21 protein-coding genes are annotated in these 24,627 nt (G+C 67.9%); 11 read left to right on the top strand and 10 right to left on the bottom strand.

The genetic code is table 11. From position 1 onward, the window contains the following. Nucleotides 1-439: 439 nt before the first annotated feature. Entirely contained in the window at nt 440-3,559 is a 3,120-nt protein-coding gene (locus tag BLQ28_RS11425) for an efflux RND transporter permease subunit (protein WP_093239138.1), read from the bottom strand. 61 nt (nt 3,560-3,620) lie between these two features. After that, the gene (locus tag BLQ28_RS11420) at nt 3,621-5,249 is read right to left on the bottom strand and encodes an efflux RND transporter periplasmic adaptor subunit (RefSeq protein WP_093239137.1); all 1,629 of its coding nucleotides are present in this window, start codon (nt 5,247-5,249) and stop codon (nt 3,621-3,623) included. Between the two features lie 278 nt (nt 5,250-5,527). On the opposite strand from BLQ28_RS11420, the gene BLQ28_RS11415 reads away from it, so the two are divergent. The 6 genes from BLQ28_RS11415 to BLQ28_RS11390 all read left to right on the top strand — a co-directional run bounded on the left by BLQ28_RS11415 (nt 5,528) and on the right by BLQ28_RS11390 (nt 10,353). Further along, entirely contained in the window at nt 5,528-6,049 is a 522-nt protein-coding gene (locus BLQ28_RS11415) for a DUF6622 family protein (protein WP_093239466.1), read from the top strand. 34 nt (nt 6,050-6,083) lie between these two features. Further along, entirely contained in the window at nt 6,084-7,040 is a 957-nt protein-coding gene (locus tag BLQ28_RS11410) for a sterol desaturase family protein (protein WP_093239135.1), read from the top strand. Between the two features lie 14 nt (nt 7,041-7,054). After that, the gene (locus BLQ28_RS11405; protein WP_093239134.1) at nt 7,055-8,071 is read left to right on the top strand and encodes an alpha/beta hydrolase; all 1,017 of its coding nucleotides are present in this window, start codon (nt 7,055-7,057) and stop codon (nt 8,069-8,071) included. Nucleotides 8,072-8,093: 22 nt separating this feature from the next. Beyond that, nucleotides 8,094-8,408 (top strand): 2TM domain-containing protein, encoded by a 315-nt coding sequence (locus BLQ28_RS11400; RefSeq protein WP_093239132.1) that lies wholly within the window; start codon nt 8,094-8,096, stop codon nt 8,406-8,408. A 62-nt stretch (nt 8,409-8,470) separates the two neighbouring features. Next, on the top strand, nt 8,471-9,484 hold the full coding sequence (locus tag BLQ28_RS11395; RefSeq protein ID WP_176801066.1) for a sensor histidine kinase: 1,014 nt from the start codon (nt 8,471-8,473) through the stop codon (nt 9,482-9,484). Between the two features lie 41 nt (nt 9,485-9,525). Beyond that, nucleotides 9,526-10,353, top strand: a complete 828-nt coding sequence (locus BLQ28_RS11390) for a LytR/AlgR family response regulator transcription factor (RefSeq protein WP_093239464.1) — start codon at nt 9,526-9,528, stop codon at nt 10,351-10,353. A gap of 81 nt (nt 10,354-10,434) precedes the next feature. Here the strand turns inward: BLQ28_RS11390 and BLQ28_RS11385 are convergent, their stop codons facing one another. Next, a complete protein-coding gene (locus tag BLQ28_RS11385) occupies nt 10,435-10,776 on the bottom strand; it encodes a hypothetical protein (protein WP_093239129.1) in 342 nt (113 codons plus the stop codon). Between the two features lie 148 nt (nt 10,777-10,924). On the opposite strand from BLQ28_RS11385, the gene BLQ28_RS11380 reads away from it, so the two are divergent. Then, on the top strand, nt 10,925-12,739 hold the full coding sequence (locus BLQ28_RS11380) for a glutamine--tRNA ligase/YqeY domain fusion protein (RefSeq protein ID WP_093239128.1): 1,815 nt from the start codon (nt 10,925-10,927) through the stop codon (nt 12,737-12,739). 68 nt (nt 12,740-12,807) lie between these two features. Here the strand turns inward: BLQ28_RS11380 and BLQ28_RS11375 are convergent, their stop codons facing one another. Further along, nucleotides 12,808-13,110, bottom strand: coding sequence for a hypothetical protein (locus BLQ28_RS11375; RefSeq protein ID WP_093239126.1), 303 nt, complete (start codon nt 13,108-13,110; stop codon nt 12,808-12,810). A 150-nt stretch (nt 13,111-13,260) separates the two neighbouring features. On the opposite strand from BLQ28_RS11375, the gene BLQ28_RS11370 reads away from it, so the two are divergent. Beyond that, nucleotides 13,261-13,809 carry a pseudouridine synthase gene (locus tag BLQ28_RS11370; protein WP_093239125.1) on the top strand — a complete coding sequence of 183 codons (549 nt, stop codon included), beginning with the start codon at nt 13,261-13,263 and terminating at the stop codon, nt 13,807-13,809. Nucleotides 13,810-13,877: 68 nt separating this feature from the next. Beyond that, the gene (locus BLQ28_RS11365; RefSeq protein ID WP_093239123.1) at nt 13,878-14,810 is read left to right on the top strand and encodes a M23 family metallopeptidase; all 933 of its coding nucleotides are present in this window, start codon (nt 13,878-13,880) and stop codon (nt 14,808-14,810) included. Nucleotides 14,811-14,909: 99 nt separating this feature from the next. Here BLQ28_RS11365 and BLQ28_RS11360 read toward each other — a convergent pair whose 3' ends face one another. The 4 genes from BLQ28_RS11360 to BLQ28_RS11345 form a co-directional block, all read right to left on the bottom strand. After that, the gene (locus BLQ28_RS11360; protein WP_093239122.1) at nt 14,910-15,308 is read right to left on the bottom strand and encodes a DoxX family protein; all 399 of its coding nucleotides are present in this window, start codon (nt 15,306-15,308) and stop codon (nt 14,910-14,912) included. Nucleotides 15,309-15,321: 13 nt separating this feature from the next. Next, the gene (locus BLQ28_RS11355; RefSeq protein ID WP_093239120.1) at nt 15,322-16,257 is read right to left on the bottom strand and encodes a M14 family metallopeptidase; all 936 of its coding nucleotides are present in this window, start codon (nt 16,255-16,257) and stop codon (nt 15,322-15,324) included. A gap of 130 nt (nt 16,258-16,387) precedes the next feature. After that, nucleotides 16,388-17,590 (bottom strand): ammonium transporter, encoded by a 1,203-nt coding sequence (locus BLQ28_RS11350; RefSeq protein ID WP_093239119.1) that lies wholly within the window; start codon nt 17,588-17,590, stop codon nt 16,388-16,390. Nucleotides 17,591-17,777: 187 nt separating this feature from the next. Next, nucleotides 17,778-18,731: a LytTR family DNA-binding domain-containing protein gene (locus tag BLQ28_RS11345; RefSeq protein ID WP_093239118.1), complete on the bottom strand. Its 954-nt coding sequence runs from the start codon at nt 18,729-18,731 to the stop codon at nt 17,778-17,780. A 156-nt stretch (nt 18,732-18,887) separates the two neighbouring features. Between BLQ28_RS11345 and BLQ28_RS11340 the strand changes: the two genes are divergently transcribed. Continuing rightward, nucleotides 18,888-20,144, top strand: coding sequence for an acyltransferase family protein (locus tag BLQ28_RS11340; protein ID WP_093239117.1), 1,257 nt, complete (start codon nt 18,888-18,890; stop codon nt 20,142-20,144). On the opposite strand, the gene BLQ28_RS11335 is transcribed toward BLQ28_RS11340, so the two are convergent. Next, nucleotides 20,071-20,508 (bottom strand): PaaI family thioesterase, encoded by a 438-nt coding sequence (locus BLQ28_RS11335; protein WP_093239116.1) that lies wholly within the window; start codon nt 20,506-20,508, stop codon nt 20,071-20,073. The genes BLQ28_RS11340 and BLQ28_RS11335 overlap by 74 nt on opposite strands. A 246-nt stretch (nt 20,509-20,754) precedes the next feature. Here BLQ28_RS11335 and BLQ28_RS11330 point away from each other — a divergent pair, with 246 nt between their 5' ends. Continuing rightward, nucleotides 20,755-22,392, top strand: coding sequence for a DUF4139 domain-containing protein (locus tag BLQ28_RS11330; RefSeq protein WP_093239114.1), 1,638 nt, complete (start codon nt 20,755-20,757; stop codon nt 22,390-22,392). A gap of 31 nt (nt 22,393-22,423) precedes the next feature. On the opposite strand, the gene BLQ28_RS11325 is transcribed toward BLQ28_RS11330, so the two are convergent. Next, complete coding sequence (locus tag BLQ28_RS11325; protein WP_093239113.1) at nt 22,424-24,607, bottom strand: TonB-dependent receptor; 2,184 nt, start codon at nt 24,605-24,607, stop codon at nt 22,424-22,426. Nucleotides 24,608-24,627 lie beyond the last annotated feature (20 nt).

Here is a 24,627-nt window from a genome sequence, read left to right as displayed (position 1 = left end):
TGACTCCCTCTCCCCTTGAGGAGAGGGTTGGGGTGAGGGTCGACGGCGCAGGAACACCGCCTCGCCTGGATGAAAGCCGATACCCTCCCCCCCGCCCTCTCCCCAAGGAGAGAGGGCGCAACACCCAAGGCCGAGCGAAGCGAAGGCCCGAACGAAACCAAAGGCCGAGCGTAGCGATGGCCCGAAGGCGTCCCCTCCCCTCTGGCTGCGCCGAGGAGCGCAGCGTTTCGCGGATCAGGGCCGCAGCTGTTTGAGCGAAGCGAGTTCTGCGGACCCCGCGAAACGCGAGCACCGCAGGCTGCCCCGTAGCGCAGCGAAGGGGTCGCAGACAGCGGGGTCGCCTTTTCTTTGCTTACTTTCTTTTGGCGAAGCAAAAGAAAGTGAGTCGCCCGCCGGGGCGAGACCCGGCCCCGGAACTCAAAAAGGCAGCAGGCCGGAATCAAACCGCCTCCTCCTCAACCACAGACCGCCGAGTACTCCCCCCACCCAGCCGATCAAACGCCAGATAGATCACAGGCGTAGTGAACAAAGTCAGCAATTGGCTAACGATCAACCCGCCAAAAATCGCAAGCCCCAGCGGCCGCCGCAACTCGGCCCCATCGCCAAAGCTCAACATCAGCGGAATCGCAGCGAACAACGCAGCCAACGTCGTCATCAAGATCGGCCGAAACCGCAGCAACGCCGCCTGATGGATCGCCTCGCGCGCCGACTTGCCTTCATTGCGCTCCGCATCGATCGCAAAGTCGATCATCATGATCGCGTTCTTCTTCACGATGCCGATCAGCAAGATGATGCCGATGATGCCGATCACCCCCAGGTCGTTGCCGGTAATCATCAACGCCAGCAGCGCCCCGACGCCCGCCGAAGGCAGCGTCGACAAAATCGTGAGCGGATGCACGTAGCTCTCATAGAGCACGCCCAGCACGATGTACACGCAAACAACGGCCGCCAGAATCAGCCACAACTGGTTCGACAGCGATTTCTCATAAGCCCCCGAGGCCCCGAGGAAGGTCATGGTCACGCTGCTGGGCAAGCCGATTTCCTTCGCGGCCGCGCGGATCGCATCGACCGACGTGCCAAGCGACACGCCCGGTGCCGTGTCGAAGTTCAACGTGCTCGCCGGGTACTGCGCCACGTGCGTGATCTGCAGTGGCGCCTGCTGCTCGCTGATGTCGGCAATGGCCGAGAGCGGCGTGGCCGTGCCGGAGCCCGCGATCAGGCTCAGTTGCCCCAGCGTCTGCGGCGTGTTCACCATGCCGGGCATCGCTTCAAGAATCACGCGGTACTGGTTGGTCTCGGTGAAGATGGTCGAGACGATGCGCTGGCCGAAGGCGCTGTAGAGCGCATCGTCGACCGTGCTCGCGGTGATCGACAGGCGCGCCGCGGTGTCGCGGTTCACGTTCACGAAAGCGGCCAGGCCCTGCGCGCCGGCGTCGCTGCTCACGTTGCGCACCTTGTTCGACTCCTGCAGCTTCGCCACGAGCTTCTTCATCCACGACGTGATCGCGGCGCTGTCCACGCCTTCGAGCGACATGCGGTATTCGGTCGGGCCGGTCTCGGCATCGATGGTCAGGTCTTGCGTGGGCTGCAGGTAGAGCGTGATGCCCGCCACCTCGTGCGCGCGCTCGCGCAGCCGGTCCATGATCTGTTGCTGGTTGCCATGGCCCGGCTTGAGGTTGATGAGCATGCTGCCGGTGTGCAGCATGGTGTTGTTGGCGGCGTCCACGCCGACGAAGGAGCTGAGGTTCTCGACCTCGGGGTCTTCCAGGATGGCCTTGGCCGCCTCCTGCTGCAGCTGCGACATGCGGTCGAAAGACACGTCCTGCGATGCCTGGATGCGTGCCTGCAGCTGGCCGGTGTCCTGCGTGGGGAACAGGCCCTTGGGAATCGTGAGGTACAGCACCACGGTCAGCACCATGGTGAGCAGCGCCACCAGCAAGGTGAGCGGCTGGTGCTCGATCACCCAGTGCAGCGAGCGGTCGTAGCGCACCATGACGCCGTCGAAGAAGCGCTGGGCGCGCGCGCCGAAGCCGGTGCCGCCAGGTTCCTTCTTGGGTTCGTGCTTGAGCCAGCGCGCCGACATCATCGGCACCAGCGTGAGCGACACCACCGCCGAGATCAGGATGGTGATGGCCAGCGTCACCGCGAACTCGCGGAACAGGCGGCCCACCACGTCGCCCATGAACAGCAGCGGAATCAGCACCGCGATCAGCGACACGGTGAGCGAGATGATGGTGAAGCCGATCTGCGTGGCGCCCTTGAAAGCGGCCTGCAGAGGCTTTTCGCCCTCCTCGATGTAGCGGGCGATGTTCTCGATCATCACGATCGCGTCGTCGACCACGAAGCCGGTGGCGATGGTCAGCGCCATCAGGCTCAGGTTGTTGAGGCTGTAGCCCAGCAGGTACATCAGCCCGAAGGTGCCGATGAGCGAGATGGGCACCGCGACGCTGGCGATGACGGTGGCGCGCAGGCTGCCCAGGAAGGCGAAGATCACCAGCACCACCAGCACCACGGCCAGCACCAGCTCCATCTCGACGTGCTGCACCGAAGCGCGGATGCCGGCCGTGCGGTCGCTCAGCACCTCGATCTTCAGGCCGGCCGGGAGGCCCGCCTGCAGTTCGGGCAACTGGGCCTTGATGGCGTTGACAGTGGCGATCACATTGGCGCCGGGCTGGCGCTGCACGTTCAGCACGATGGCCGGCGTGAGCTGGCCGCTGCCGCTGGCCTTGCTGCCGGACCAGGCGCTGAGCTGCGTGTTCTCGGCGCTGTTGACCACCTGCGCCACGTCGATCATGCGGATCGGCGCGCCGTTCTTGTACGAGACGATCAGGTTCTTGTAGTCGTCGACCGTGACCAGCTGGTCGTTCGAGTTGATGCTGTAGGCGCGCTTGGGGCCGTCGAAGCTGCCCTTGGCGCCGTTCGAGTTGGCCGCCGAAATGGCGGTGCGCAGCGTGTCCAGCCCGATGCCGTTGGCAGCCAGCGCCTGCGTGTTGGCCTGGATGCGAACGGCCGGACGCTGCCCGCCGCTGAGCGACACCAGCCCCACGCCCGAGACCTGGCTGATCTTCTGCGCGAGCCGCGTGTTGACGAGGTTCTGCACCTCGGTCAGCGGCAGCGTGTCCGACGTGATGGCCAGCGTGAGCACCGGCGCGTCGGCCGGGTTGACCTTGGCGTACACCGGTGGCGCCGGCAGGTCGGCCGGCAGCAGCGAGCCGCCGGCGTTGATGGCGGCCTGCACTTCCTGCTCGGCGACGTCGAGCGTCTGGCCGAGCGAGAACTGCAGCGTGATGATCGACACGCCGGCCGCGCTGGTCGAGCTCATGCGGTCGAGCCCCGACATCTGGCCGAACTGGCGCTCCAGCGGCGCGGTGACGGTGTTGCTCATGACCTCGGGGCTGCCCCCGGGGTAGAGGGTCTGCACCTGGATGGTCGGGTAGTCGACCTGCGGCAGCGCCGACAGCGGCAGGAAGCGGAACGCCACCAGGCCGGCCAGCACGATGGCGACCATCAGCAGCGAGGTCGCCACCGGCCGAAGGATGAACGGGCGTGAGGGACTCATTCGAAAGCCTCCGCGCTACGCGCTGCGGCAATCACCCGGGTGGTGGGAGCGGCCCGGCGGCTCATTGGCCTTGCCGGCCGTCACCCCGACCCTCTGACATGCGCTGCCAGCGCTCCAGCGCCGCCGGATCGCCACGGTCCAGGGCTTCGAGAAAGCGCTTGCGGCGCTCGAGCTGATCGGGTTGGTCCTTGACCGAATCGAGCATGCGCTGGCGTTGCTCGGCGGTGGGCAGCTTGGCTGGCGTCGCCGGGGCAGCCGCTGGGGCCGTGGCTTGCGGCGTGGTGCCGGCGGGTGCGACCGGTGCGTTTGCGCCGGACGTGGCAGGTGCCGAAGGCGTGGAAGCATCGCCCCTCGCGCCATTGCCGCCCTGCCGCTTGCCGCCGCGATGCGAGCCCGATGCGGCACCCGACGCCGGCACGGCCGGCCGGTCCACCGTGGTCTGCACGCGCGCGCCGTCCTTCAGCCGGTCACCGCCTTCGGTCACGACGCGCTCGCCGGACTCCAGCCCGGACATGATCGCCACGTTGTCCACGCTCGCCTCGCCGCGCTTGACGGGGCGCTGCGACACGGTGCTGTCGCTGTTGATCACATAGACATAGTCGCCGTTGGGCCCGTGCCGCAGCGCCGTGACCGGCACCACCACCGAGCTGTCGACGGTACGCAGCAGCAGCCGCAGGTTGACGAACTGGTTCGGGAACAGCGCGCCGTCGGCGTTCGAGAAACGGGCCTTGGCCTTGACGGTGCCGGTCTGCGTGTCGACCAGGTTGTCGAGCGTGGCGAACATGCCCTTGGCAAGCCGGCGCGTGCGCGTGCGGTCGAAGGCCGTGGCTTCGAGCTGCGCGCCCTGCGCCAAGCGCTCCTGCACCTCGGGCACGCGGTCTTGCGGAACGGCGAACTCGACGTCGATGGGCGCGATCTGGGTGATGGTGGCCACGCCGCCGGTGGTGCCCGTGGTGATGTAGTTGCCTGCATCCACCGGCCGCAGGCCGATGCGCCCGCTCACCGGCGCGGTGATGCGGCTCCACGTCAGGTTGAGCTTGGCCGTGCCTTCGTTCGCACGGTCGATCGCGACGGTGCCTTCAAGTTGCTTGACCAGCGCGGCCTGCGTGTCGACGTCCTGCCGCGCGATGGAGTCCTGGCCGAGCAGGGTCTGGTAGCGCTTGAGCGTGACGCGCGCCGCATCGAGCGATGCCTCGTCGCGCAGCCGCGCGCCCGTGGCCTGCGCCAGCGCATTCTGGAAAGGTTGCGGGTCGATGGTGGCCAGCACGTCGCCCTTCTTGACCATCTGCCCTTCCTGGAAGAGCACCGCCGTGAGCACGCCCGACACCTGCGGCTGCACCGTGACATTGGCCAGCGGCGTGACCGTGCCCAACGCTTCGAGCTGGACCGGGATGTCGGCCCGCGTGGCCGTGGCCACGCCGACGGTGCTCGAAGCCGGACCGCCACCACCCGCGCCGCCGCGCCCACCAGGTCCGCCCGCGCCACCCGGACGGCCGCCACCGGGGCCGCCGGGTCCACCCACGCCGGCCACCGGCGTCTTCGAGCGCTGGATCAGGTACCAGGCGCCCGCCCCAAGCGCCGCGAGCAGCAGCAAGGTCAACAGGCCTCCCACCCACCGGCGCCTGCGCACCGGAGGATGTGTGGGAGACACGGTGGCAGGCAGGGGGTCGGGACGGTGGTTGGAATCCATGGGCGGTGCGTGATGCGTGGTGCGTGCGAAGGGGGCAGAGCTGCGACCTAGAGTACAGCGCCGAATGGTAGTCGCGCTGTTGGCTGCGCCGTAAAGCGGCGGTAAAGCTCCCGGCCGTGCCGCCGATCACGCCATTCGCGCCACCCGGCTGCAACTCGCGCCGCCACAGGGCATTCCGTCGCACGCCGATGGCAGGCGCGGGTGCCGCCCGGCACAGTCCGCTCCATCGCTTCCTGATCCTTTTTCAGCTTTCCTTCATCTTCCAACGGAGTGCCACCATGCTGATGCAAGTCATCCTCCATACCCCAAAGTGGGTGTTCGCCGTGCTCGTGCTGCTGGTCTGGCTCGGCGCCAGGCAGCTGCTCGCCAACAGCGTGAGCCTGAACCGTGTCACCTTGATGCCCGTCGCCATGGGCGGCCTGTCGGTGTTCGGCGTGATCTCGGCCTTCGGCGACTCCATCGGCGCCCTGCTCGGCTGGGCCGCTGCCGCCGCCGTGATGGTGGCGCTGCTGCTGCAGCGCCCCCTGCCCGCCACCACCCGCTACGACGCGGCCGAGCGCCGCTTCCACCTGGCGGGCAGCCCGGTTCCGCTGATGCTCATGATGGGCATCTTCCTGACCAAGTACGTGGTGGGCGCGGCCATGGCCATGCACCCCGAGCTGAACCACCAGGCCACCTTCGCGGTGGTGGTGCCCACGCTCTACGGCGCCTTCACCGGTGTCTTCGCGGCCCGCGCCCTGCGCCTGTGGAAGCTGGCCATCGCGACCGACTCGATGGCGAACAGCGTCCGCGCGGCCTAAGATCGTCGCCCGGCCCCAGCTTCCAGGAACCGCCATGAACGTGCTCTTGCTGATCCTCAAGATTTCGGTCACGGTGGTGCTTGTCGCCTCGATTCTCGAAGCGCTCGTGCTCTCATGGCGCAACGGCTGGCGCAGCTACGACTGGAAGGCGTCCGGCGTTTCGGTGTTCGACTTCCTGGTGCGCGAATATCCGCTGCGCTGGCTGCTGCCCCTGGCCTTCTGGACCAGCGCCATGGACTGGTTCTACGCCCACCGGTTCTTCACGCTGCCGATGGACCACTGGAGCGGCTGGGCCGCCTGCTTCATCGGCCAGGAGTTCTGCTACTACTGGTACCACCGGGCGGCGCACCGGGTGCGCTGGTTCTGGTGCACCCACGCCATCCACCATTCGCCCAACCAGCTCAACCTGTCGGCCGCCTACCGCTTCGGCTGGACCGGCCGGCTCACCGGCACGCTGGCCTTCTTCATGCTGGCGCCGCTGCTGGGCATGCCGCCCCGGGTCGTGCTGCTGATGCTGACGCTGAACCTGCTGTATCAGTTCTGGATTCATGCCACCTGGATTCCGCGCCTCGGCCCGCTGGAATGGTTCCTGAACACGCCCTCGGCACACCGCGTGCACCACGCCTCGAACCTCGAATACCTCGACGGCAACTACGGCGGCGTGCTGACCGTGTTCGACCGCCTGTTCGGCACCTACATCCCCGAGCGCGCCGACCTGCCCTGCCGCTACGGGCTGGTGAACCCGATCACCTCGAACAACATCCTGGAGATCGAGTTCTCGCAGTGGCGCGCGCTGTTCCGCGACCTGGCTTCGGCACGCTCGGTGCGCGCCTTCGTGGGCTACCTCGTCAAGCCGCCGGGCTGGCGGCCGGACGGCCCCGGCGAAACGACTGAAGAGCTGAGGCAGCGCGCCGCATTGGCCACACCCGCGCCCCACGAGGCACCGCCGCACCTGGCCGGCGAACGCATCGCGGGCAGCCAACTATCTTGAGACGGCCCCTCGCCATGAAGCCCCGTTCCCTTGTCCTGACCGCCTCCGCCGTCGTGGCCCTGCTGCTGGCCGGCACCGCCGCGGCGCTCGCCTTCGGTGGCCCGACGACGCCCAAGCCGATGCAGAGCATCAGCGACCCGTTCAGCAACGTCGACTTTTCCGCCTTGCCGCCGCTGCAGCGCTACCCGGCGCGCGATGGCGCCCGGCTCGCCTATCGCAGCTATGCGGCAACCACACCCGCTGGGTCCGCCGGACAGAAGAGCCGCGGCAGCGTGGTGCTGGTGCACGGCTCGTCGGCCAACAGCCAGAGCCTGCATCCGCTCGCGCAGAGCCTGGCGCAGGCGGGCTTCACGGTCTATGCGCTGGACGTGCGCGGCCACGGCGAATCGGGCCCGCGCGGCGACATCGGCTACGTCGGCCAGCTCGACGACGACCTGCAGGACTTCGTGCGCGCCATCCAGCCCGCCGCGCCCCGCACGCTAGCGGGTTTCTCGGCCGGCGGCGGCTTCGCGCTGCGCGTGGCCGGCGGCGAGCGGCAGGCGCTGTTCGACAACTACCTGCTGATGTCGCCCTACACCAACCGCCGTGCTCCCACCTACCGGCCCGACGCCGGCGGCTGGGTGTCGGTCGGCATCCCGCGCGTGGTGGCGCTGTCGCTGCTGAACCGCGTCGGCATCAGCGCGTTCAACCACCTGCCGGTGATCGACTTCGCGGTCAGCAACGCGCCGCGTGCCGAGCTCACGCCTTCCTATTCGTATGCGCTGGTGACGAACTTCCAGCCGCACATGGACTACCAGGCCGACATCCAGGGCATCCGCAAGCCCACCGCCGTGCTCGTTGGCAGCAACGACGAAGTCTTCGTCGCCGACAAGTTCGCCCAGACCTTCGCCGACGCGGGCCGGCCCGACATTCCGGTCACGCTGGTGCCCGGCGCCGGCCACATCACGCTGACCCTCGATCCGGCGGCGCGCGCCGCGGCGGTGGCAGCCATCGAGCGGCTCGACGCGGGCGGGCCGGCCGACCGGCCCTGAAGCGGCCGGCCCCGATCCATTTATGCTGAGGAGCACCGCCATAAACCACACCGACACGAACTCCGCGCGCCCCGATCTGGAGCGCATCGCCCGCCGCCGCGCCGGCGCCAAGATGGGCTGGTACATCCACGCCTTCGTCTATGTGCTGGTCAACGTCGGCCTCGTCACGATCTCGGCCGCCAATGGCCACAGCTGGGCGATGTACCCGCTCATGGGCTGGGGCCTGGGGCTGCTGATCCACGGCGCGGTGATCTGGCTCCTTGCACCCGGCGGCGGCTTCTACGACCGGCTGCTCGAACGCGAGCGCCGCGCGCTGGGCGCCGGGGACCGCGGATGAGCCTGAGCCAGCCGTCGTTGTTTACCGCCCCGCCCCGGTTCCACTCCCAAAACCTTCGGGACATGCTGCGGCATGGCCTGATCACCGCCGTTTTCTGCTGCATCATCGCCGCCGCGCTGACCATCACGCAGGGTGGCAGCTGGAGCAACCACCTGGTCTATTCGCTGGCCATCGGCACCATCAGCTGGCTGTGCATCGACGGCGGCCGGCTGTTGCTCGCCGGGCGCCACGAGATCCTCTGGCCGAAAGGGCCGTGGGGCTTCGTGCTGGTCGCCATCGGCGTGACCGTCGGCTTTCTCGTCGGCAACCTCATCGGCGACGCCTGGAGCGGCGCCCCGATGCTCGACTTTCTCGATTTCGGCGGACACAAGCTGGCCACGGCGGTCGTCATCACGATCACCGCCACCATCGGCATGTGCTTCTTCTTCTACAGCCTCGGCAGGAGCAAGCACCTGCTGGGGCAGATCGAGCTGGAGCGGCGCAACGCCGCCGAGGCGCGGCTCAAGCTGCTCGAAACCCAGCTCGAGCCGCACATGCTGTTCAACACGCTGGCCAACCTGCGCGTGCTGATCACGATCGACCCGCCGCGCGCCGTGGCCATGCTCGACCGCCTCAACAGCTACCTGCGCATGACGCTCAGCGGCTCGCGCGCGCTGGCGCATCCGCTGTCGGCCGAGTTCGACCGGCTCGCCGACTACCTCGAACTGATGTCGGTGCGCATGGGCCCGCGCCTGCACTACACGCTCGACCTGCCCGAAGCCCTGCGCGACACGCCGGTGCCGCCGCTGCTGCTGCAGCCGCTGGTAGAAAACAGCATCCGCCACGGGCTCGAACCCAAGGTGGAAGGCGGCCAGATCACTGTGCGCGCGCACCGGGACGCCGACCAGCTTGTGATCGAGGTGAGCGACACCGGTGTCGGCCTCGATGCCGCGCCGCCCTCGGAAGGCAGCGGCTTCGGGCTCGGGCAGGTGCGCGAGCGGCTGGCCACGGTGTATGGCGCGCAGGGCCAGATGCGCCTTGCAGCCGCGCCGGACGGCGGCACCTGCGCCACGCTGCGTTTTCCTTTGCCCGCATGAACACCGTCGACGCCAAGAATCCCGTGAACCCCATGAACGCGATGCAACCCACCGCCCTCATCGCCGAAGACGAGCCGCTGCTCGCACAGGCACTCCAGGCCGAGCTGGCCGCCGCCTGGCCTGAATTGAAGATCGTCGCCACCGCCGGTGACGGCCGCAGCGCCGTGCGCGAGGCGCTGCGCCTGCTGCCGCAGGTGCTGTTCTTCGACATCCGCATGCCCGGCCTCGACGGCCTCGGTGCCGCCGCCGAACTGGCCGACTGCTGGCCCACCGACGAAGCGCCGATGCCTCAGCTGGTGTTCGTGACCGCCTACGACGAATACGCCACACGCGCCTTCGAAGCCCAGGCCATCGACTACGTGCTCAAGCCGGTGCAGCCGGACCGGCTGCGCAAGACCGTGGCGCGGCTGCAGCAGGCGCTGCAAGCGATGCGGCAAACCGCGCCCGGTACGCCCGCCATTGCCGACGAAGCCCTCGAAAAGACGCTGGCCCAGTGGCGCCAGGTGCTCACGGCTGCCGGCGCCGGCGCGCCCCCCGCCCCGCTGCGCATGATTGCCGCCAGCGACGCCGGCGGCGCCACCGTGCGCATGGTGCCCATCGACGAGGTGCTGTACTTCGAGGCCGCCGACAAATACCTGCGCGTGCTGACCGCCACGCACGAATACCTGATCCGCACGCCGCTCAAGCAGTTGCTGCCCCAGCTCCACCCCGACACCTTCTGGCAGGTGCACCGGGCGGTGGTGGTTCGCAGCGCGGCCATCGAGTCGGTGCACCGCGACGAGGCCGGCAAGCTGCACCTGATGCTGCGCGGCCGGGCCGAAAAGATTCCGGTGAGCCGCCTCTACGCCCACCTGTTTCGCGCCATGTGAAAAACGGGCGGCTCACGCGCCCAAGAAAAAACCGGCCCTTGCGGGGCCGGTTTTTCATTCAGTCACAAACGCCGTGGCGAATTAACGCCAGTGGCCATGGCCGCGGTAGTAGCCGCGACCGTAGTAGCGCGGGCCGTAATAGGCCGGCGGGCCGTAGTAGACCGGGGCCGGACGGTAATACACCGGCGGCGGGCTGTAGTAGACCGGGGCAGGCGGTGCGTAGTAGACGGGTGCCGGCGGCACGTAGACCGGGGCCGGGTAGTAGCCCGGGTTGCCCACGCCGACAGCCACGCCCGGAACGCCGACGCCAATCGACCAGCTCACGTCGCTGCGGGCGCTGGCCGACGTGGCGGCAAACAATGCACCGGCTGCCACGACACCTGCGGCGGCCCATTTGAAGAAAGTGGAACGTGTAAGGCTCATGATGTTGGACTCCTTGTTTCGGGGGCTGCGTTCGGGTGTGAACCGCCCATGTGTGTATTGAACGCGGCAAATGCAAAGAGGGTGCACCCAGCAATGTGAAGAACGTTGCCAAAAGTAACCCTTCAGAGGCGCCCTCTAGAATGCCTGAATGACCTCCCCGACCGACAAAAACGGCGCCAAAACGACCGCTGCACTGAGCAATTTCCTGCGCCACGTGATCGAGAACGACCTCGCACAGGGTGCCTACGCAGGCCGCAAATGGGGCGGCTCGCCCGGCGACGCCGCCCACCACGCCCAAGGCATGCCCGACCCGGCCAAGGTGCGCATGCGCTTTCCGCCCGAGCCCAACGGCTACCTGCACATCGGCCACGCCAAGAGCATATGGCTGAACTTCGAACTCGCCAAGGAATACGGCGGCGTGAGCCACCTGCGCTTCGACGACACCAACCCTGAAAAAGAAGACCAGGAATACGTCGACTCCATCCGCGACGCCGTGAAGTGGCTCGGCTACGAAACCTACCTGGCCGACCGCCCCAGCGCCCCCGGCACCCTGCAGCCGCACGAGTACTTCGCCAGCAACTACTTCGACTTCATGTACGAAGCCGCCGAGTACCTGATCGGCGCCGGCCTTGCCTATGTCGACGAGCAGACGGCGGACGAGGTGCGCGCCAACCGTGGCGACTTCAACACCCCCGGCACCAACAGCCCCTTCCGCACCCGTACGCCCGCCGAAAACCTCGAGCGCTTTCGCGCCATGCGCGACGGCCAGGTCGCCGATGGCGCCGCCATCCTGCGCGCCAAGATCGACATGGCCAGCACCAACATCAACATGCGCGACCCCGCGCTGTACCGCGTGCGCCGGGCCCACCATCACAACACGGGCGACAAGTGGTGCATCTACCCGATGTACACCTACGCGCACCCGATCGAAGACGCGCTGGAGCAGATCACCCACTCCATCTGCACGCTCGAGTTCGAAGACCAGCGCCCCTTCTACGACTGGCTGCTCGACCGCCTCGCCGAAGGCGGCCTTGTCGCCAGCCCGCATCCGCGCCAGTACGAATTCGCGCGCCTCAACGTGACCCACGTGCTCACCAGCAAGCGCAAGCTGCGCCAGTTGGTCGAAGAAAAGTACGTCGACGGCTGGGACGACCCCCGCATGCCCACCATTGCCGGCCTGCGCCGCCGCGGCTACACGCCCGAGGCGCTGCGCCTGTTCTGCGAACGCAGCGGCACCACCAAGTCGGGTGGCTGGATCGACTACGCCAGCCTCGAAGCCGCGCTGCGCGACAGCCTCGACCCCATCGCCCCGCGTGCCATGGCCGTGCTCGACCCCGTCAAGCTTGTCATTACCAATTGGGGCGAACTGATGGGCGGCGACGACGTGCTCGACGACTGCTCCGCCCCCGTGCACCCGCACCACCCCGAGATGGGCAAGCGCGATTTCAAGCTCGGCCGCGAGGTCTGGATCGAACGCACCGACTACGAAGAAGTGCAGCCCAAGGGGTTCTTTCGCTTGTTCCCCGGCAACAAGGTGCGGCTGAAGTACGGCCACGTCATCGAGTGCACCGGCGCCACCAAGGACGCCGACGGCAAGCTCGTCGAAGTGCAGGCCACGCTGGTGCCCGACACCAAGAGCGGCACGCCCGGCGCGGATGCGATCAAGGTGAAGGGCAACATCACCTGGGTGGCGGCGGCCGATGCGGTGCAGGCCGAAGTGCGGTTGTACGAGCGCCTGTTTGCCGAAGCCAACCCCGGCAGCGGCGAACTGCTGGACGAGCTGAACAAGTCGAGCCTGGAAGTGTGCTCGGCGTTCGTGGAACCGTCGCTGGCCAAGGCGCAGCCCGGCGTCGGCATCCAGTTCGAGCGGCACGGGTACTTCGTGCCCGATTCGAAGTCTGCTGCGGAAGGCAAGCCGGTCTTCAATCGCGCGGCGGGAATGCGGGACAGCTGGGGCAAGTAAGCCCACTTGTCGCCATCCGCAAAAGCCGGGGCCGCAATGGCTCCGGCTTTTTCTTTTTCGACGTGCCGTTATTCCGGCCGCTTGTAGACCACGCCCAGCACTGCGCTGTTTTCATCGGTGGTGCACACCGCCGAGCGGCCCTTGGGCCCGACCTTCAGGTTGATCGTGTAAACGCCGTCGCGTGGCGTCGAGCCGCTGTCGACGGCGATGCTGCCTGCGGGCACCCTCAGTTCGCGCGCAGCAGCGGCCACGCAGTTCTTGACGCTCGCCTCGGGCGCCCCACCGACACGAATGGAAGGGCTGTTGCACGCAGCCATCAGAAGACCCGCGCTCGCTGCGCACACGACTTGAATGAGGTTTCGCATCGTCATTTCGGGTTCCCTGTTGTGGGTCGTACAGGCCTGGATTAGCGCGCATCCGCGCACGACGCGATGCAGGACAGGTCCGCCATTTCACGTGGCCCCGCGCCCTCTTCTTTTCTGACGGCAAAGGCGTGCAGACCCGGGCTATCCTGTCGGCTCATGAATGCTTCGAGCCCTTCCCGCCTGATCCGCTTCAACAAGCCTTATGGCGTCCTCAGCCAGTTCACGCCCGAGGGCCGCTGGCGCGGCCTGAAGGACTTCATCGACATCCCCGGCGTGTACGTCGCCGGCCGACTCGATGCCGACAGCGAAGGCCTGCTGCTGCTCACCGGCGACGGCAAGCTTCAGGCGCGCATCGCCGATCCGCGCTTCAAGATGGAGAAGATCTACTGGGTGCAGGTCGAAGGCGTGCCCACCGAAGAGTCGCTCGCCGCACTGCGCGGCGGGGTCCAGCTCAACGACGGCCCCACCCGGCCGGCCAGGGCGCGGCTGCTCGAACCACCGCCCGAGGTGTGGGTGCGCGAGCCCCCCATTCGCGAACGCAAAAGCATCCCCACCGCATGGATCGAACTGGCGATCAGCGAGGGCCGCAACCGCCAGGTGCGGCGCATGACGGCCGCCGTCGGGCTGCCGACGCTGCGCCTGATCCGCGCCGCCATCGGGCCGCACACGCTCGACGGGCTGGCACCGGGAACCTGGCGGGAATGACGCGGCCACGTGCTCGCCCGCCTGCACATCAACAACCACACATCCATTTCATTCGACGTCTGTTGTCCATGACCACTTCTTCTTTTTCTCCCTTCCCCGATTCTTCTTCCGCAGCCTTGAACCGACGCGCCGCCATGCTCGGTGCGCTCGGGCTGCTGGCACTGCCCGCAACGCGCGCCGACGCAGCCGGCACTGCGAAGAAAGCGCAGCAGCCGCAACAACAACAGCAACCGCACGCCGCCGTCTGGCCCCACGCATCCCTGGTGCCTGGCGGTGTCGCGCGCCTCTCGCTCGGGCCGGCGGCTGTGCGCCCCACGGCTTTCGCGGGCGACGTGCCGTTGCTCGTGCTCGGCGACACGATCGAGTGGACCGCGCTGGTCGGCATCCCGCTTGCGGCCACGCCCGGCGACGCGAGCATCACGGTCCGCGCCGAAGGCCGCCCCGAACGGCAGATCGTCTACACGATCGCCCCGAAGCAATACCGCGAGCAGCGCCTGACCGTGGCGCCGCGCACCGTCGATCTGTCGCCCGAAGATCAATCGCGCTACGAACGCGAACGCGATCACCAGGCCACCGTGATCGCCACGCTCACCGACATGCGCCCCGACACCGCGCTGCAGATGCGCGTGCCCGTGCCGGGCCGCCGCTCCAGCTCGTTCGGCCTGCGCCGCGTGTTCAATGGGCAATCACGCAATCCGCATAGCGGCATGGACATCGCAGCGGGCACCGGCACGCCGGTGCTGGCACCGCTGCCGGGGAAGGTGATCGACACGGGCGAGTACTTCTTCAACGGCGGCACCGTGTGGGTCGACCACGGCGGCGGCCTGCTGACGATGTATTGCCATCTGAGCCGCATCGATGTGAAGGTGGGGGATGTGCTGAAGACCGGCGAACGGCTGGCTGCAGTCGGTGCGACCGGGCGGGTGACGGGGCCGCATCTGCATTGGTCTGTGATGCTGAATCGGGCGATGGTGGACCCGGCGTTGTTCATTGCGGCTTGAGTGCTTATCTAACAAGCAAGCGACGAAACCACCATCGTCGGTGAACCGCGCCACCTGCTGATCTGCAAGCGCCGGTCGTCGTCCCGCTTCAGGCCGCGATCAATCGCGGCGTGGCGCCGGCATCGTGCTCCACGCAATCAACGCCAGCAGCGCCACCTGAACCGGCAGCCGCAGCACCAACGCCCAATACGGCACGTTCGCGAACAGGTCGGCGCGCTGCAGCATGTAGACGTTCGCTGGCGTCACGGCCAACGTCAGCAGGAACAGGCCGATGCCCGCGGCCCGTCGCGTCGGCCGCCACAGCAACCCTGCCGCTCCCAACAGCTCGAACGCACCGCTCACCCACACGGTCTCGCGCGGCCAGGGAATCCAGGGCGGCAAGATGCGCATCTCGGCCTCGGTCGCCGCGAAGTGCGCGACGCCGCCGATGGCGAACCACAGGAAGACAAAGACCAGGCCCGCCACGCGCCAGCGATTGATGGCGGGCGTGGCGGTCATCTGCCGATTTGCCTCAGAGCGGCTTGGTGAGGTACACCGCCTCGCGGCCCACGATCGTACGTTGCGCGGGCATGAAGATCGTGCAGTCGTCGCACGGCGCGCGGATTTCGTCCGGACCGTTGGTGGCGATCAACTCGCCCTTGGCAAAGGTCTCGAAGCCGATGAGCGGGCGCACGAACGCGAAGTCTTCCGACTTGATGACGTGCGTCTGCAGCAGCTGAAAGCGGCGCTGCTCGCCGGGCACGGGCACGGTCGGGTCTTTGTCGATGAGGCCGAAGTGCGCCAGGAAGTCGAGCGAGATGGCGGTCGCCAGTTCCGATGCCGAGCGCAGAAAGTGCTGGCCGCATTCGGCCACCAGCGCCACGCCCTTGCCTTCGGGCAGGCCATGGCTGCCGTGCTGGATCAGCGGGGTGCCGGAGCCCAGGCCGTCGGGCATCACGAGATGCACCGAGGGGCGGCCGATGGCCAGCGCCGCTTCGGCGTTGCGCTCGAAGGCGGGGTACACCCAGAACGGAATGACCGGCTGGCTGGTGGAGTGGATGTCGAGGATGTGATCGGCCGCGCTCACCACGGGGCGCAGTTCGCGGGCGCGGCGCAGTTCGGGGCTGTCCTCGGTGCCGTCGAGCCACTCGGGCGACCAGATGCGGTTGAGGTTGTGCACCAGCTGGCGGCTGTCGAAGGGCAGCGCCTCGTTGAAGGACTCGTACGCCGCCACGTTGGCAAAGCTGACGGTGAGCGTGCCGATCTTCGGGCGCACGTTGGTGTCGAGCAGGTGGGTGGCGGCGGTCATGCCGCAGATTTCGTTGCCGTGCGTGAGCGCATTGATCAGCACGTGCGGGCCGGGCTTGCCGGACTCGAAGCGGTGCACGTAGTCGATGCCGGTGTTGCCCTTGCGATAGGCGGAGAGGTCGCGGGGCAAGACTTCGAGAGCGGGGGGAGATTGGGTCATGGGGCTGTGTGGGGGATTGAAGCGAAGCGGTCGGGCGAGTTTGCTACAGATGTCAATTTTTCGCCTCGCGCACCCGCCTCGCCTGCCTCACCCCGCGTTGCCCTGCTGACCTGCGCGCCGGGCCGTCCGCTTACCAGTTCACCTCGCGCTCCGGCGTGGCCGAGATGTGGTGGATCGACAGGTCCGCGCCGTCGTATTCCTCTTCCTGCGACAGCCGCAGGCCCATCGTCGCCTTGAGCGCGCCGTACACCGCCGCGCCCGCCAGCGCGGCCCATGCCACGCCGATGAGGGTGCCGATGAGCTGCGCCCACAGGTTCACGCCGCCGATGCCGCCCAGCATCTGCGTGCCGAAGATGCCGGCCGCGATGCCGCCCCAGGTGCCGCACAGGCCGTGCAGCGGCCACACGCCGAGCACGTCGTCGATCTTCCATTTGTTCTGCGTGAGCGTGAACATCTTGACGAAGATCGCGCCCGCCACGCCGCCCACCACCAGCGCGCCCAGCGGGTGCATCAGGTCGGAGCCGGCGCACACGGCCACGAGCCCCGCGAGCGGGCCGTTGTAGACGAAGCCCGGGTCGTTCTTGCCCATGGCCAGCGCGACCAGCGTGCCGCCGACCATCGCCATCACCGAGTTGACCGCCACGAGGCCGGAGATCTTGTCGATGCTCTGCGCGCTCATCACGTTGAAGCCGAACCAGCCCACGCACAGGACCCAGGCGCCGAGGGCAAGAAACGGAATGTTCGACGGCGGATGCGCGCTGAGCGAGCCGTCGCCCCGGTAGCGGTTGCGGCGTGCGCCCAGCAGCAGCACGGCCGGCAGCGCGAGCCAGCCGCCCACGGCGTGCACGACCACCGAACCCGCGAAGTCATGGAACTCGTGGCCCGTGAGCGATGCGATCCAGCCCTGGATGCCGAAGTGCTTGTTCCAGGCGATGCCTTCGTACAGCGGGTAGACGAAGCCGACGATCACGGCGGTGGCGATCAGCTGCGGCCAGAACTTGGCCCGCTCGGCGATGCCGCCCGAGATGATGGCCGGGATGGCGGCCGCAAAGGTCAGCAGAAAGAAGAACTTGACCAGCTCGTAGCCGCTTCTTGCCGACAGTTCGGTGGCGCTCACGAAGAAATGCGTGCCGTAGGCCACACCGTAGCCCACGAGGAAGTAGACGATGGTCGACACCGAGAAGTCGACCAGGATCTTCACCAGCGCATTGACCTGGTTCTTCTTGCGCACGGTGCCCAGTTCGAGAAAGGCAAAACCGGCATGCATGGCCAACACCATGATGGCGCCGAGAAGGATGAACAGCGCATCTGCGCCCTGTTTGAGTGCGTCCATTGGAGCTTCTTGCAGTTTTTGATTTGAATTGGTGCGTCGCACCCGAATTGCTCGGGGCGCCGGCGCAAGAAAGCAAAAATGGTGCCTGAAAGCTCTTTGATGGTGCAGAACGAACCATTAGCGGGACGATTCGCCCGCTCGCGCACCGGAACAGGCCATCGCCTGCCGTGTCGCCCGCCGCCGCGATTCAGCCGGCGCGCAGTGCGTCGCGGTAGCGCCGGCTGCAGGGCACGGTAGTGCCATCGTGCATGTGCAGTCGGGCGTCGCCGCCGTCCATCGGCTCGATCTCCTTGATGCGCCCCAGGTTCACCGCGTGGCTGCGATGCACGCGCACGAAGCGCGCGGGGTCGAGCTGGGTCAGGAAGTCGGTGAGCGTGGCGCGCAGCAGGTAGTCGTGGCCGTTGACGTGCAGGCCGACGTAGTTGCCCTCGGCCTGGAGCCAGTCGATATCGGTGGCGGCAATGAGGAATTCGCGGCGCAGCTTGCGCACCAGAAAGCGCTCGGGGCGGGCGACGGGTTGCGGTGGGGGCACGTTGGGCATCGAGGGTTCGAATCCCTCCGTTTCCGCCAAAACCGGGTTCGAGGGAGGAAGGACTGGCGATGGCTCGGCCACGCCCTCCTCCGGCGCATCGAGCACCCGTGCCTCGCCCTGCAGCCGCAGCACGAACAGCCGGTAGGCCCAGATGCCGAAGATCATCGAGGCGTAGACGCGCACGTCCTTCAGGTACTCATAACCCCACTGGCTGACCCAGCCGCCGAAGTCGTAGTGCGAACCGGCCATGGCGTAGACCAGCGCCCGCAACCCAAACATCGCCACCACATGGACCACGCTGAAAACAACGCTGGCCGCCGCGTGCCAGGCCAGGAAGCGCACCAGGTGGTTGCGCGCCAGCGGCGCCAGCCAGCGCTCGGTGGCCACCAGCGCCGGCACCAGCAGCAACAGCACGAAGTGGCTCGACACCTCCCAGGTCGCGACCTGCCATCGGGGGTGCGGCACGGCGGCGCGCGTGCTGGCGTCGACGATCGCGACGACGGTGCTGAAGGCGGCCTGCAGCGTCATCAGCACGATCCAGAAACCCACCTCCACATAGCGGCGGATCGGCTCGTAGCGTTCGTACAGGTTCTTGCGTGGTTCTCCCATGGCCGGAATTCTCGCGAAAACACCCCCCTGGGACCGGCGAATTTCGTCCCTCGGGGCCACCGCTCGTCACAAAGCGGGGGCGATCCGTCCCGCCGACACGCAGTGCAGGGCCGGCGCGGCCGAGCATCGCGGCTTCTTTGCTTCAAGGAGCCCGCCATGCGCGCCACCGCCGCCCCGCCCGACCACGCCGCCGCCTCTCATCGCCGCCACGACATCGACGCCCTGCGCGCCCTGGCCTTCCTGTTCGTGATCCTCTATCACGTGGGCATGTACTACGTGGCCGACTGGCCCTGGCACCTGAAAAGCCCGCACGCGGCCGAGTGGCTGCAATGGCCGATGCGCATCCTCAACCTCTGGCGCATGGACCTGGTGTTCCTGATCTCGGGCGTGTCGCTCGGCTTCCTGAGCCGCGGCCAGGGCACCTGGAGCCTGTTGCGCGGCCGTGGCGTTCGGCTGATGCTGCCGCTGGCCTTCGGCATGGCGTTGATCGTGCCGTACCAGGCCTATGCGCAGGGCGTGGCCAACGGGTTGGTCGCGCCGGGCTTCGGCACTTTTTTGCTGCGCTACTTGTCGATGGCCGAGCCGTGGCCGCGCAAGGCCTTCGACGGCGCGGAGTTCGGCATCACCTGGAACCATCTCTGGTACCTGCCCTACCTGTTCGCCTACACGGCCGTGATCGCGCTGACGCTGCCGCTGTGGAACTCGGCCGCCGGCCAGTGGATGCGCCGCCGCTTCAACGGGCTGCGCAGCTGGAAGCTGTTGCTGCTGCCGGTGGTGCCGCTGCTCGCCTGGACGATGCTGCTGGCCTCGCACTTTCCGCCGACCCACAACCTGGTGCGCGACTTTTACCTGCACAGCGTCTACTTCACGATGTTCCTCTACGGCTACTGGATGGGCGTGGACACCGGCGTGTGGCAAGAGCTGGAGCGGCTGCGCCGGGTGTCGCTGGCGCTGGCGGTCGCGGTGATCTCCACCCTCATCGTGCTGCGCATCGGCGCCAGCGGGCCGGCCTCGGGCCTGCTGATGGACGTGCTGCGCACGCTCTACCTGTGGCTGACGGTCGCGACCATCCTGGGCCACGGCCATCGCTACTTGAACCGCCCGTGGCCGTGGCTGCGCTGGGCCAACGAGTCGGTGTACCCGTGGTATGTGCTGCACCAGACGCTGATCATCATCGGCGTGACGCTGCTGGCACCGCTCGCGCTGGGCCCGGTGCTGGAACCGGCGCTGCTGCTGGCACTGACGCTGCTCGGCTGCTGGGCGCTGACCGACGGGCTGATCCGCCGCAGCAACTGGCTGCGCCCTCTGTTCGGCCTGAAGCTGCGGCGCCGGACCAAGCCTACGCAGCAGCCGGCTTCGTCTGAAGCTCTTCCACCGGAACCAGGATGGCGTTCCCCGTCGCCACGAGCTTGAGCGCGTCGTCGCCCTTGCCTTCGGGCTGCGCGAACAACTCGGCCCCGACGAACACCTGCTTGCGGCCGGCCTTGATGACCCGACCGCGCGCCACGAAGGCCTGGCCGATGGCGGGCGAGATGCAGTTCACCGAGAAGTGCGAGGCCAGCACGCGGCCCGCCTGCGTGGCGGCCGCGTAGCCGCTCACGGTGTCGAGCAGCGCGGCGATCATGCCGGCGTGCAGGAAGCCGGCGTACTGGCCCATGTCTTCGGCGCGCCAGTTCATGCGCAGCTCGGCCTGGCCGTCGCCGGCGTGCGTCACTTCGAAGCCGGCCCAGCGGTTGAAGGCGGCGGATTGGTTGATGGTCTTGATGGTGTCGAGCATGGAAGGTCTCCTTGGCGTGGCGACGCCGGTGGGTGGTGATGGGTGGACAGGTATGGGCCACTCTAAGAAGCGCCGGCCGCGCGCGTCGTCGCGCGGGTGACGGCCATCGCCGTTGCGGTTGCATTGGCGACAGCGCCACCAGTCACCGCACCCCGGTGAAATTTTTTTGACACCGCTTTAACCCCGTTCCGCGAGCCCGGCCGTATGAGTGGAGACAAACCCATTCATTTCCTGCGAAGGCTCCTCATGAAAGCACCGTACCCCGCCCTTCTTCTGCGTGCCACCGTCGTTGCCGCCGGCTGGCTGGTCCTGAACGCCAGCGCCCAGGTACCGCCACCCATGGCCGACAGCTCGCGCATCACCCAGGTCAAGGTCTACCCCGGCAGCGCCACGGTGGAGCGTGTGGCGCGCGTCGCGGCGGGCAGCCGCTCGGTCACCTTCGCCTGCCTGCCCGCGGGGCTGGACGTGCAAAGCCTGCAGGTGTCGGCCGACGCCTCGGTGCGCGTGGGCGAGACCTCGGTGCTCAACGAGACACGCGAGCTGTCGGCACGCTGCTCGACCAGCGCGCTCGACGGCCGCATCCGCGAGCTCGAAGACCAGAAGGCCGCGCTGCAGGCCGAGACCGACGCGCTGGGCATGGTCACCGGCTACCTCAAGGGCCTGTCGGGCGGCAGCGGCGACGGGGCCCAGGGCGCGCGCGCCCCGCTGGACGCGCGCAACCTCGCCGCGATGACCGAGGCGATGCGCCGCACCGGGCAGGAGTCGCTGCTCAAGCAACACCAGATCCAGCGCAAGCAGACCGACATCGACCGCCAGCTCAACCCGCTGCTGGCCGAGCGCACGCGCTCGCAGGGCAATGGCGGCCAGGTGGTGGCCGTCACCGTGACGCTGGCCGCCAGCGCCGATGCCGACATCAAGCTCAGCTACCAGGTCAACGGCCCCGGCTGGACGCCCACCTACCGCGCGCTGCTCGACACCAACACGCGCAAGGTGCGCATCGAGCGGCAGGCGCTGGTGGCGCAGTCCACCGGCGAAGACTGGCGCGGCGTGAAACTGGTGCTGTCCACCGGCCAGCCACGCCGCGAAACCACGGGCCGCACGCCGGGCGCGTGGCGCATCGGCATCGAGCCGCCGCCGCGCAAGCTGGCCGCGCAGGCCGACGAGGTCTACATGGCCGCCCCTGCTGCGCCGGCCATGGCGCCGATCGCCGCCAAGCAGGCCGCCGTCGACCGCCGCGAGCCGGTGTTCGACGTGAGCGTGTTCGACAACAGCTTCGCCACCGAATTCGCAGTGCCCCAAAGCATCGACGTGCCCTCCAACGGCCAGCGCGTGACGATGGCGCTGGGCCAGCACGAAGACACGGCCAAGCTGGCGGTGCGCACCAGCCCGCGCGTGGACGCCAGCGCCTTCCTGGTCGCCGAACTCCCGCAACCCACGGGCGTGTGGCCGGCCGGCCCGATGCAGCTCTACCGCGACGGCAACTTCGTGGGCAGCGGCCGCTGGAACGCGCCGAGCGACGCCAGCCTCACGCTGTCTTTCGGCCGCGACGAGCTGGTGCGCGTGCAGGCCGAACCCGAGCGCGACAACCAGGGCACCGGCGGCTTTGCCGGCTCGCGCGCCGAGCGCAAGGTGCAGCGCGCCTACGTGGTCGAGAACCGCCATCGCACGCCCATCGCGGTGCAGGTGCTCGAAGCCGCGCCGGTCTCGGTCGACGAGCAGGTGCGCGTGGCCTCGCAGTTCTCGCCGCAGCCCGCCGAGCTGGCCTGGAACAAGCAGCCCGGCCTGACGATGTGGCGCTTCGACCTCGACGCCGGCAAGACCGCCCGCGTGACGGCCGACTACACCATCGGCTACCCGAAGGACGCGCGGCTGCAGATGCGCTGAGGGCGCACCACCGGGCGCATCACCGGGCGCATCAGAAGTCGAACTTGGCCGACAGCTCGAAGGTGCGCCGTGGCGCCAGCAGCACCTGGCTGGTCGCGCGGCCGGCCCAGGTGGCGTAGAGCTTGTCGGTCAGGTTGCGCACGCGGAAGGTCAGCAGCGCCTTCTCGAGCCGGTAGCTCACCGCCGCATCCATGGTGGTGTAGCCGTTGATGCGGATCAGGTTGGCGTTGTCGGTGAACATGTGGCCAGTGCGGTTCAGCGACACGAAGTACTCGAACTTCGAGCCGTCGGGCCGGTAGGTCGCAAAGAGATTGGCCACGCGCTCGGGCACGTTCGGCGGCGTCTTGCCCACGCGCGAGACGCCACCCGCCTCGACCAGCGTGTCGAAGCGCGCATCGAGCGCCGCGAGGTTCCCCGCCAGCGTCCATTCACGCGTGGGCCGCCACACGGTCGACAGCTCGATGCCGCGCGAAGACTGGCGCCCGTTGTTTACCGTGTTGGCGACGTTGTTCGGGTCGCGCGAGAGCACGTTGCTCAGCTCGATCTTGTAGACCGCCGCCGTCCACTCCAGGTTGGCTTCGGGAATGCTCTGCTTGAAGCCCACCTCGGCCTGCTTGCCGCGCGACATCGGAAACGCCGCGTTCGACGCCGACAGCAGGAACAGCGAGTTCACCGGCAGCGTGGCGTTGGTGTACTGCGCGTAGATGCTCGACTGCGGCGTGATGTCGTACACCGCGCCGAGCCGGCCCGAGGTCGAGCGGTAGCTGGTGCCGAAGCGGTTGAGCGTGCCCAGGTTCAGGTCGAGGATGCCGCGTTCGACTTCGGTGCGGTCGTGGCGCAGGCCGCCGACCAGCGTGAGGTTGCGGATCGGCTTGAGCGCGTCTTCCATGAAGACCGAGGTGACCTTCACCTTGGCCGTGGTGTTGGTGCGGTTGCCGCCGCCCACGCTGAGGGCCGGGTCGTCGTTGAACAGGCCGACGTACGGGTTGAACACCGACACGCGCAATGCGTTCGCGGTGCTGGCGCTGCCGTTCGAAAAGCGGCGCTGGCTGCCGAAGCGCGTTTCGCTGTATTCGCCGCCGACGACGAAGCGGTTGTCCATGCCGCCGAGCGTGCCCTTGTGGGTGGCGTCGAAGCGGTTGAGCCAGAAGTCCTGGTCGTGCGAGATCATCGTCTGGTCGCGCCCGATGTTGCCCGGCTGCTCGAAGGCCGCGAACTCCGAGTTGCGGAACATGCGCTTCGCCTTGTTGGCCGAGAACTCGTTGCGCCACGACCAGCCGCCATCGAGCTGCCCCGTCAGGCGTGCGCGCAGCCAGTAGGTTTCGGACGAGTTGTCGTCGTCGAGCACGTTGTAGTTGATGCCCGTCATGCGCCGGTCGATCACTCGGCCGTCGGGCGTGCTGGCCACGCCGGTCGGCTGCGTGGCAAAGCTGCGCGGCACCAGCGGCGTGCCCCAGTAGGCCTGGTTGTTGTCCCGCAGGTAGTCGAAGGCCAGGTCGAGCTTGACCGAGCCGCCGAAGTCGACCATCAACCCGCTGGTGAAGTGGTCGATGCGCTCGCCGTTGCGCGCGATGGTGCCGACCCTGGTGTCGTTGCGGCTGTAGTCCAGCCGGTAGGCGCTGGCGTCGCCGAGCGCACCGCCGAAGCCGAAGGCCGCGCGCGTCGATCCGTAGCTGCCGTAGGACAGCAAGGCCTCCTTGTGCGGGTTGTCGCGGTCGGGCCGCTTGGTCACGAAGTTGACGACGCCGCCGATGGCGCCTTCGCCATCAAGCACCGAGGCCGGGCCCTTCAGCACTTCGATGCGGTCGTAGTTCCAGGTGTCCTGCACCCGGTTGACCACGCCCGCGCCGGAGCTGCGAACGCCGTCGTACAGATACATGATGCTCGTGAAGCCGCGCGTGGACAGCGTGGTCGGCGACGACGGCGGGCCACCGCCCGACAGGCCGGCCATGCCGCGCAACGCCTCGCTGAAAGTGCGCGCGCCGCGCTGCTGCATGGCGTCTTGCGACAGGATCTCGACCGAGGCCGGCGTCTCGCGCACCGATAGGCCAAGCCGCGACGCAGTGCCGCTCGATTCTTCGAGGTGCAGGCTGTTGGCATCGCGGCTGCCTTCGATGGTGACGGTGCCAAGCTCGGCATTGGCTTGTTGCGCGTAGGAAGGCTGGAAGACAGTGGCGGCAGCCACTGCCATGGCCGTGCGGATGAACGGGGTCATTGGATTGCTTCTGAAGACTG

This window comes from Variovorax sp. EL159 (assembly GCF_900100965.1).
GTDB lineage: Bacteria > Pseudomonadota > Gammaproteobacteria > Burkholderiales > Burkholderiaceae_C > Variovorax.
Note: the sequence above shows the minus strand (reverse complement) of the source record. Positions and strands in the feature narration are given on the sequence as shown.

What these genes read in the sequence shown, in the direction of transcription:
- BLQ28_RS11425 (WP_093239138.1), bottom strand. Translation starts at nt 3,559, where the DNA reads ATGAGTCCCTCACGCCCGTTCATCCTTCGGCCGGTGGCGACCTCGCTG.
- BLQ28_RS11345 (WP_093239118.1), bottom strand. Translation starts at nt 18,731, where the DNA reads ATGGGAGAACCACGCAAGAACCTGTACGAACGCTACGAGCCGATCCGC.
- BLQ28_RS11330 (WP_093239114.1), top strand. Translation starts at nt 20,755, where the DNA reads ATGAAAGCACCGTACCCCGCCCTTCTTCTGCGTGCCACCGTCGTTGCC.
- BLQ28_RS11375 (WP_093239126.1), bottom strand. Translation starts at nt 13,110, where the DNA reads ATGACGATGCGAAACCTCATTCAAGTCGTGTGCGCAGCGAGCGCGGGT.
- BLQ28_RS11360 (WP_093239122.1), bottom strand. Translation starts at nt 15,308, where the DNA reads ATGACCGCCACGCCCGCCATCAATCGCTGGCGCGTGGCGGGCCTGGTC.
- BLQ28_RS11335 (WP_093239116.1), bottom strand. Translation starts at nt 20,508, where the DNA reads ATGCTCGACACCATCAAGACCATCAACCAATCCGCCGCCTTCAACCGC.
- BLQ28_RS11405 (WP_093239134.1), top strand. Translation starts at nt 7,055, where the DNA reads ATGAAGCCCCGTTCCCTTGTCCTGACCGCCTCCGCCGTCGTGGCCCTG.
- BLQ28_RS11390 (WP_093239464.1), top strand. Translation starts at nt 9,526, where the DNA reads ATGCAACCCACCGCCCTCATCGCCGAAGACGAGCCGCTGCTCGCACAG.
- BLQ28_RS11350 (WP_093239119.1), bottom strand. Translation starts at nt 17,590, where the DNA reads ATGGACGCACTCAAACAGGGCGCAGATGCGCTGTTCATCCTTCTCGGC.
- BLQ28_RS11415 (WP_093239466.1), top strand. Translation starts at nt 5,528, where the DNA reads ATGCTGATGCAAGTCATCCTCCATACCCCAAAGTGGGTGTTCGCCGTG.
- BLQ28_RS11370 (WP_093239125.1), top strand. Translation starts at nt 13,261, where the DNA reads ATGAATGCTTCGAGCCCTTCCCGCCTGATCCGCTTCAACAAGCCTTAT.
- BLQ28_RS11410 (WP_093239135.1), top strand. Translation starts at nt 6,084, where the DNA reads ATGAACGTGCTCTTGCTGATCCTCAAGATTTCGGTCACGGTGGTGCTT.
- BLQ28_RS11340 (WP_093239117.1), top strand. Translation starts at nt 18,888, where the DNA reads ATGCGCGCCACCGCCGCCCCGCCCGACCACGCCGCCGCCTCTCATCGC.
- BLQ28_RS11400 (WP_093239132.1), top strand. Translation starts at nt 8,094, where the DNA reads ATGCTGAGGAGCACCGCCATAAACCACACCGACACGAACTCCGCGCGC.
- BLQ28_RS11385 (WP_093239129.1), bottom strand. Translation starts at nt 10,776, where the DNA reads ATGAGCCTTACACGTTCCACTTTCTTCAAATGGGCCGCCGCAGGTGTC.
- BLQ28_RS11325 (WP_093239113.1), bottom strand. Translation starts at nt 24,607, where the DNA reads ATGACCCCGTTCATCCGCACGGCCATGGCAGTGGCTGCCGCCACTGTC.
- BLQ28_RS11380 (WP_093239128.1), top strand. Translation starts at nt 10,925, where the DNA reads ATGACCTCCCCGACCGACAAAAACGGCGCCAAAACGACCGCTGCACTG.
- BLQ28_RS11365 (WP_093239123.1), top strand. Translation starts at nt 13,878, where the DNA reads ATGACCACTTCTTCTTTTTCTCCCTTCCCCGATTCTTCTTCCGCAGCC.
- BLQ28_RS11355 (WP_093239120.1), bottom strand. Translation starts at nt 16,257, where the DNA reads ATGACCCAATCTCCCCCCGCTCTCGAAGTCTTGCCCCGCGACCTCTCC.
- BLQ28_RS11395 (WP_176801066.1), top strand. Translation starts at nt 8,471, where the DNA reads ATGCTGCGGCATGGCCTGATCACCGCCGTTTTCTGCTGCATCATCGCC.
- BLQ28_RS11420 (WP_093239137.1), bottom strand. Translation starts at nt 5,249, where the DNA reads ATGGATTCCAACCACCGTCCCGACCCCCTGCCTGCCACCGTGTCTCCC.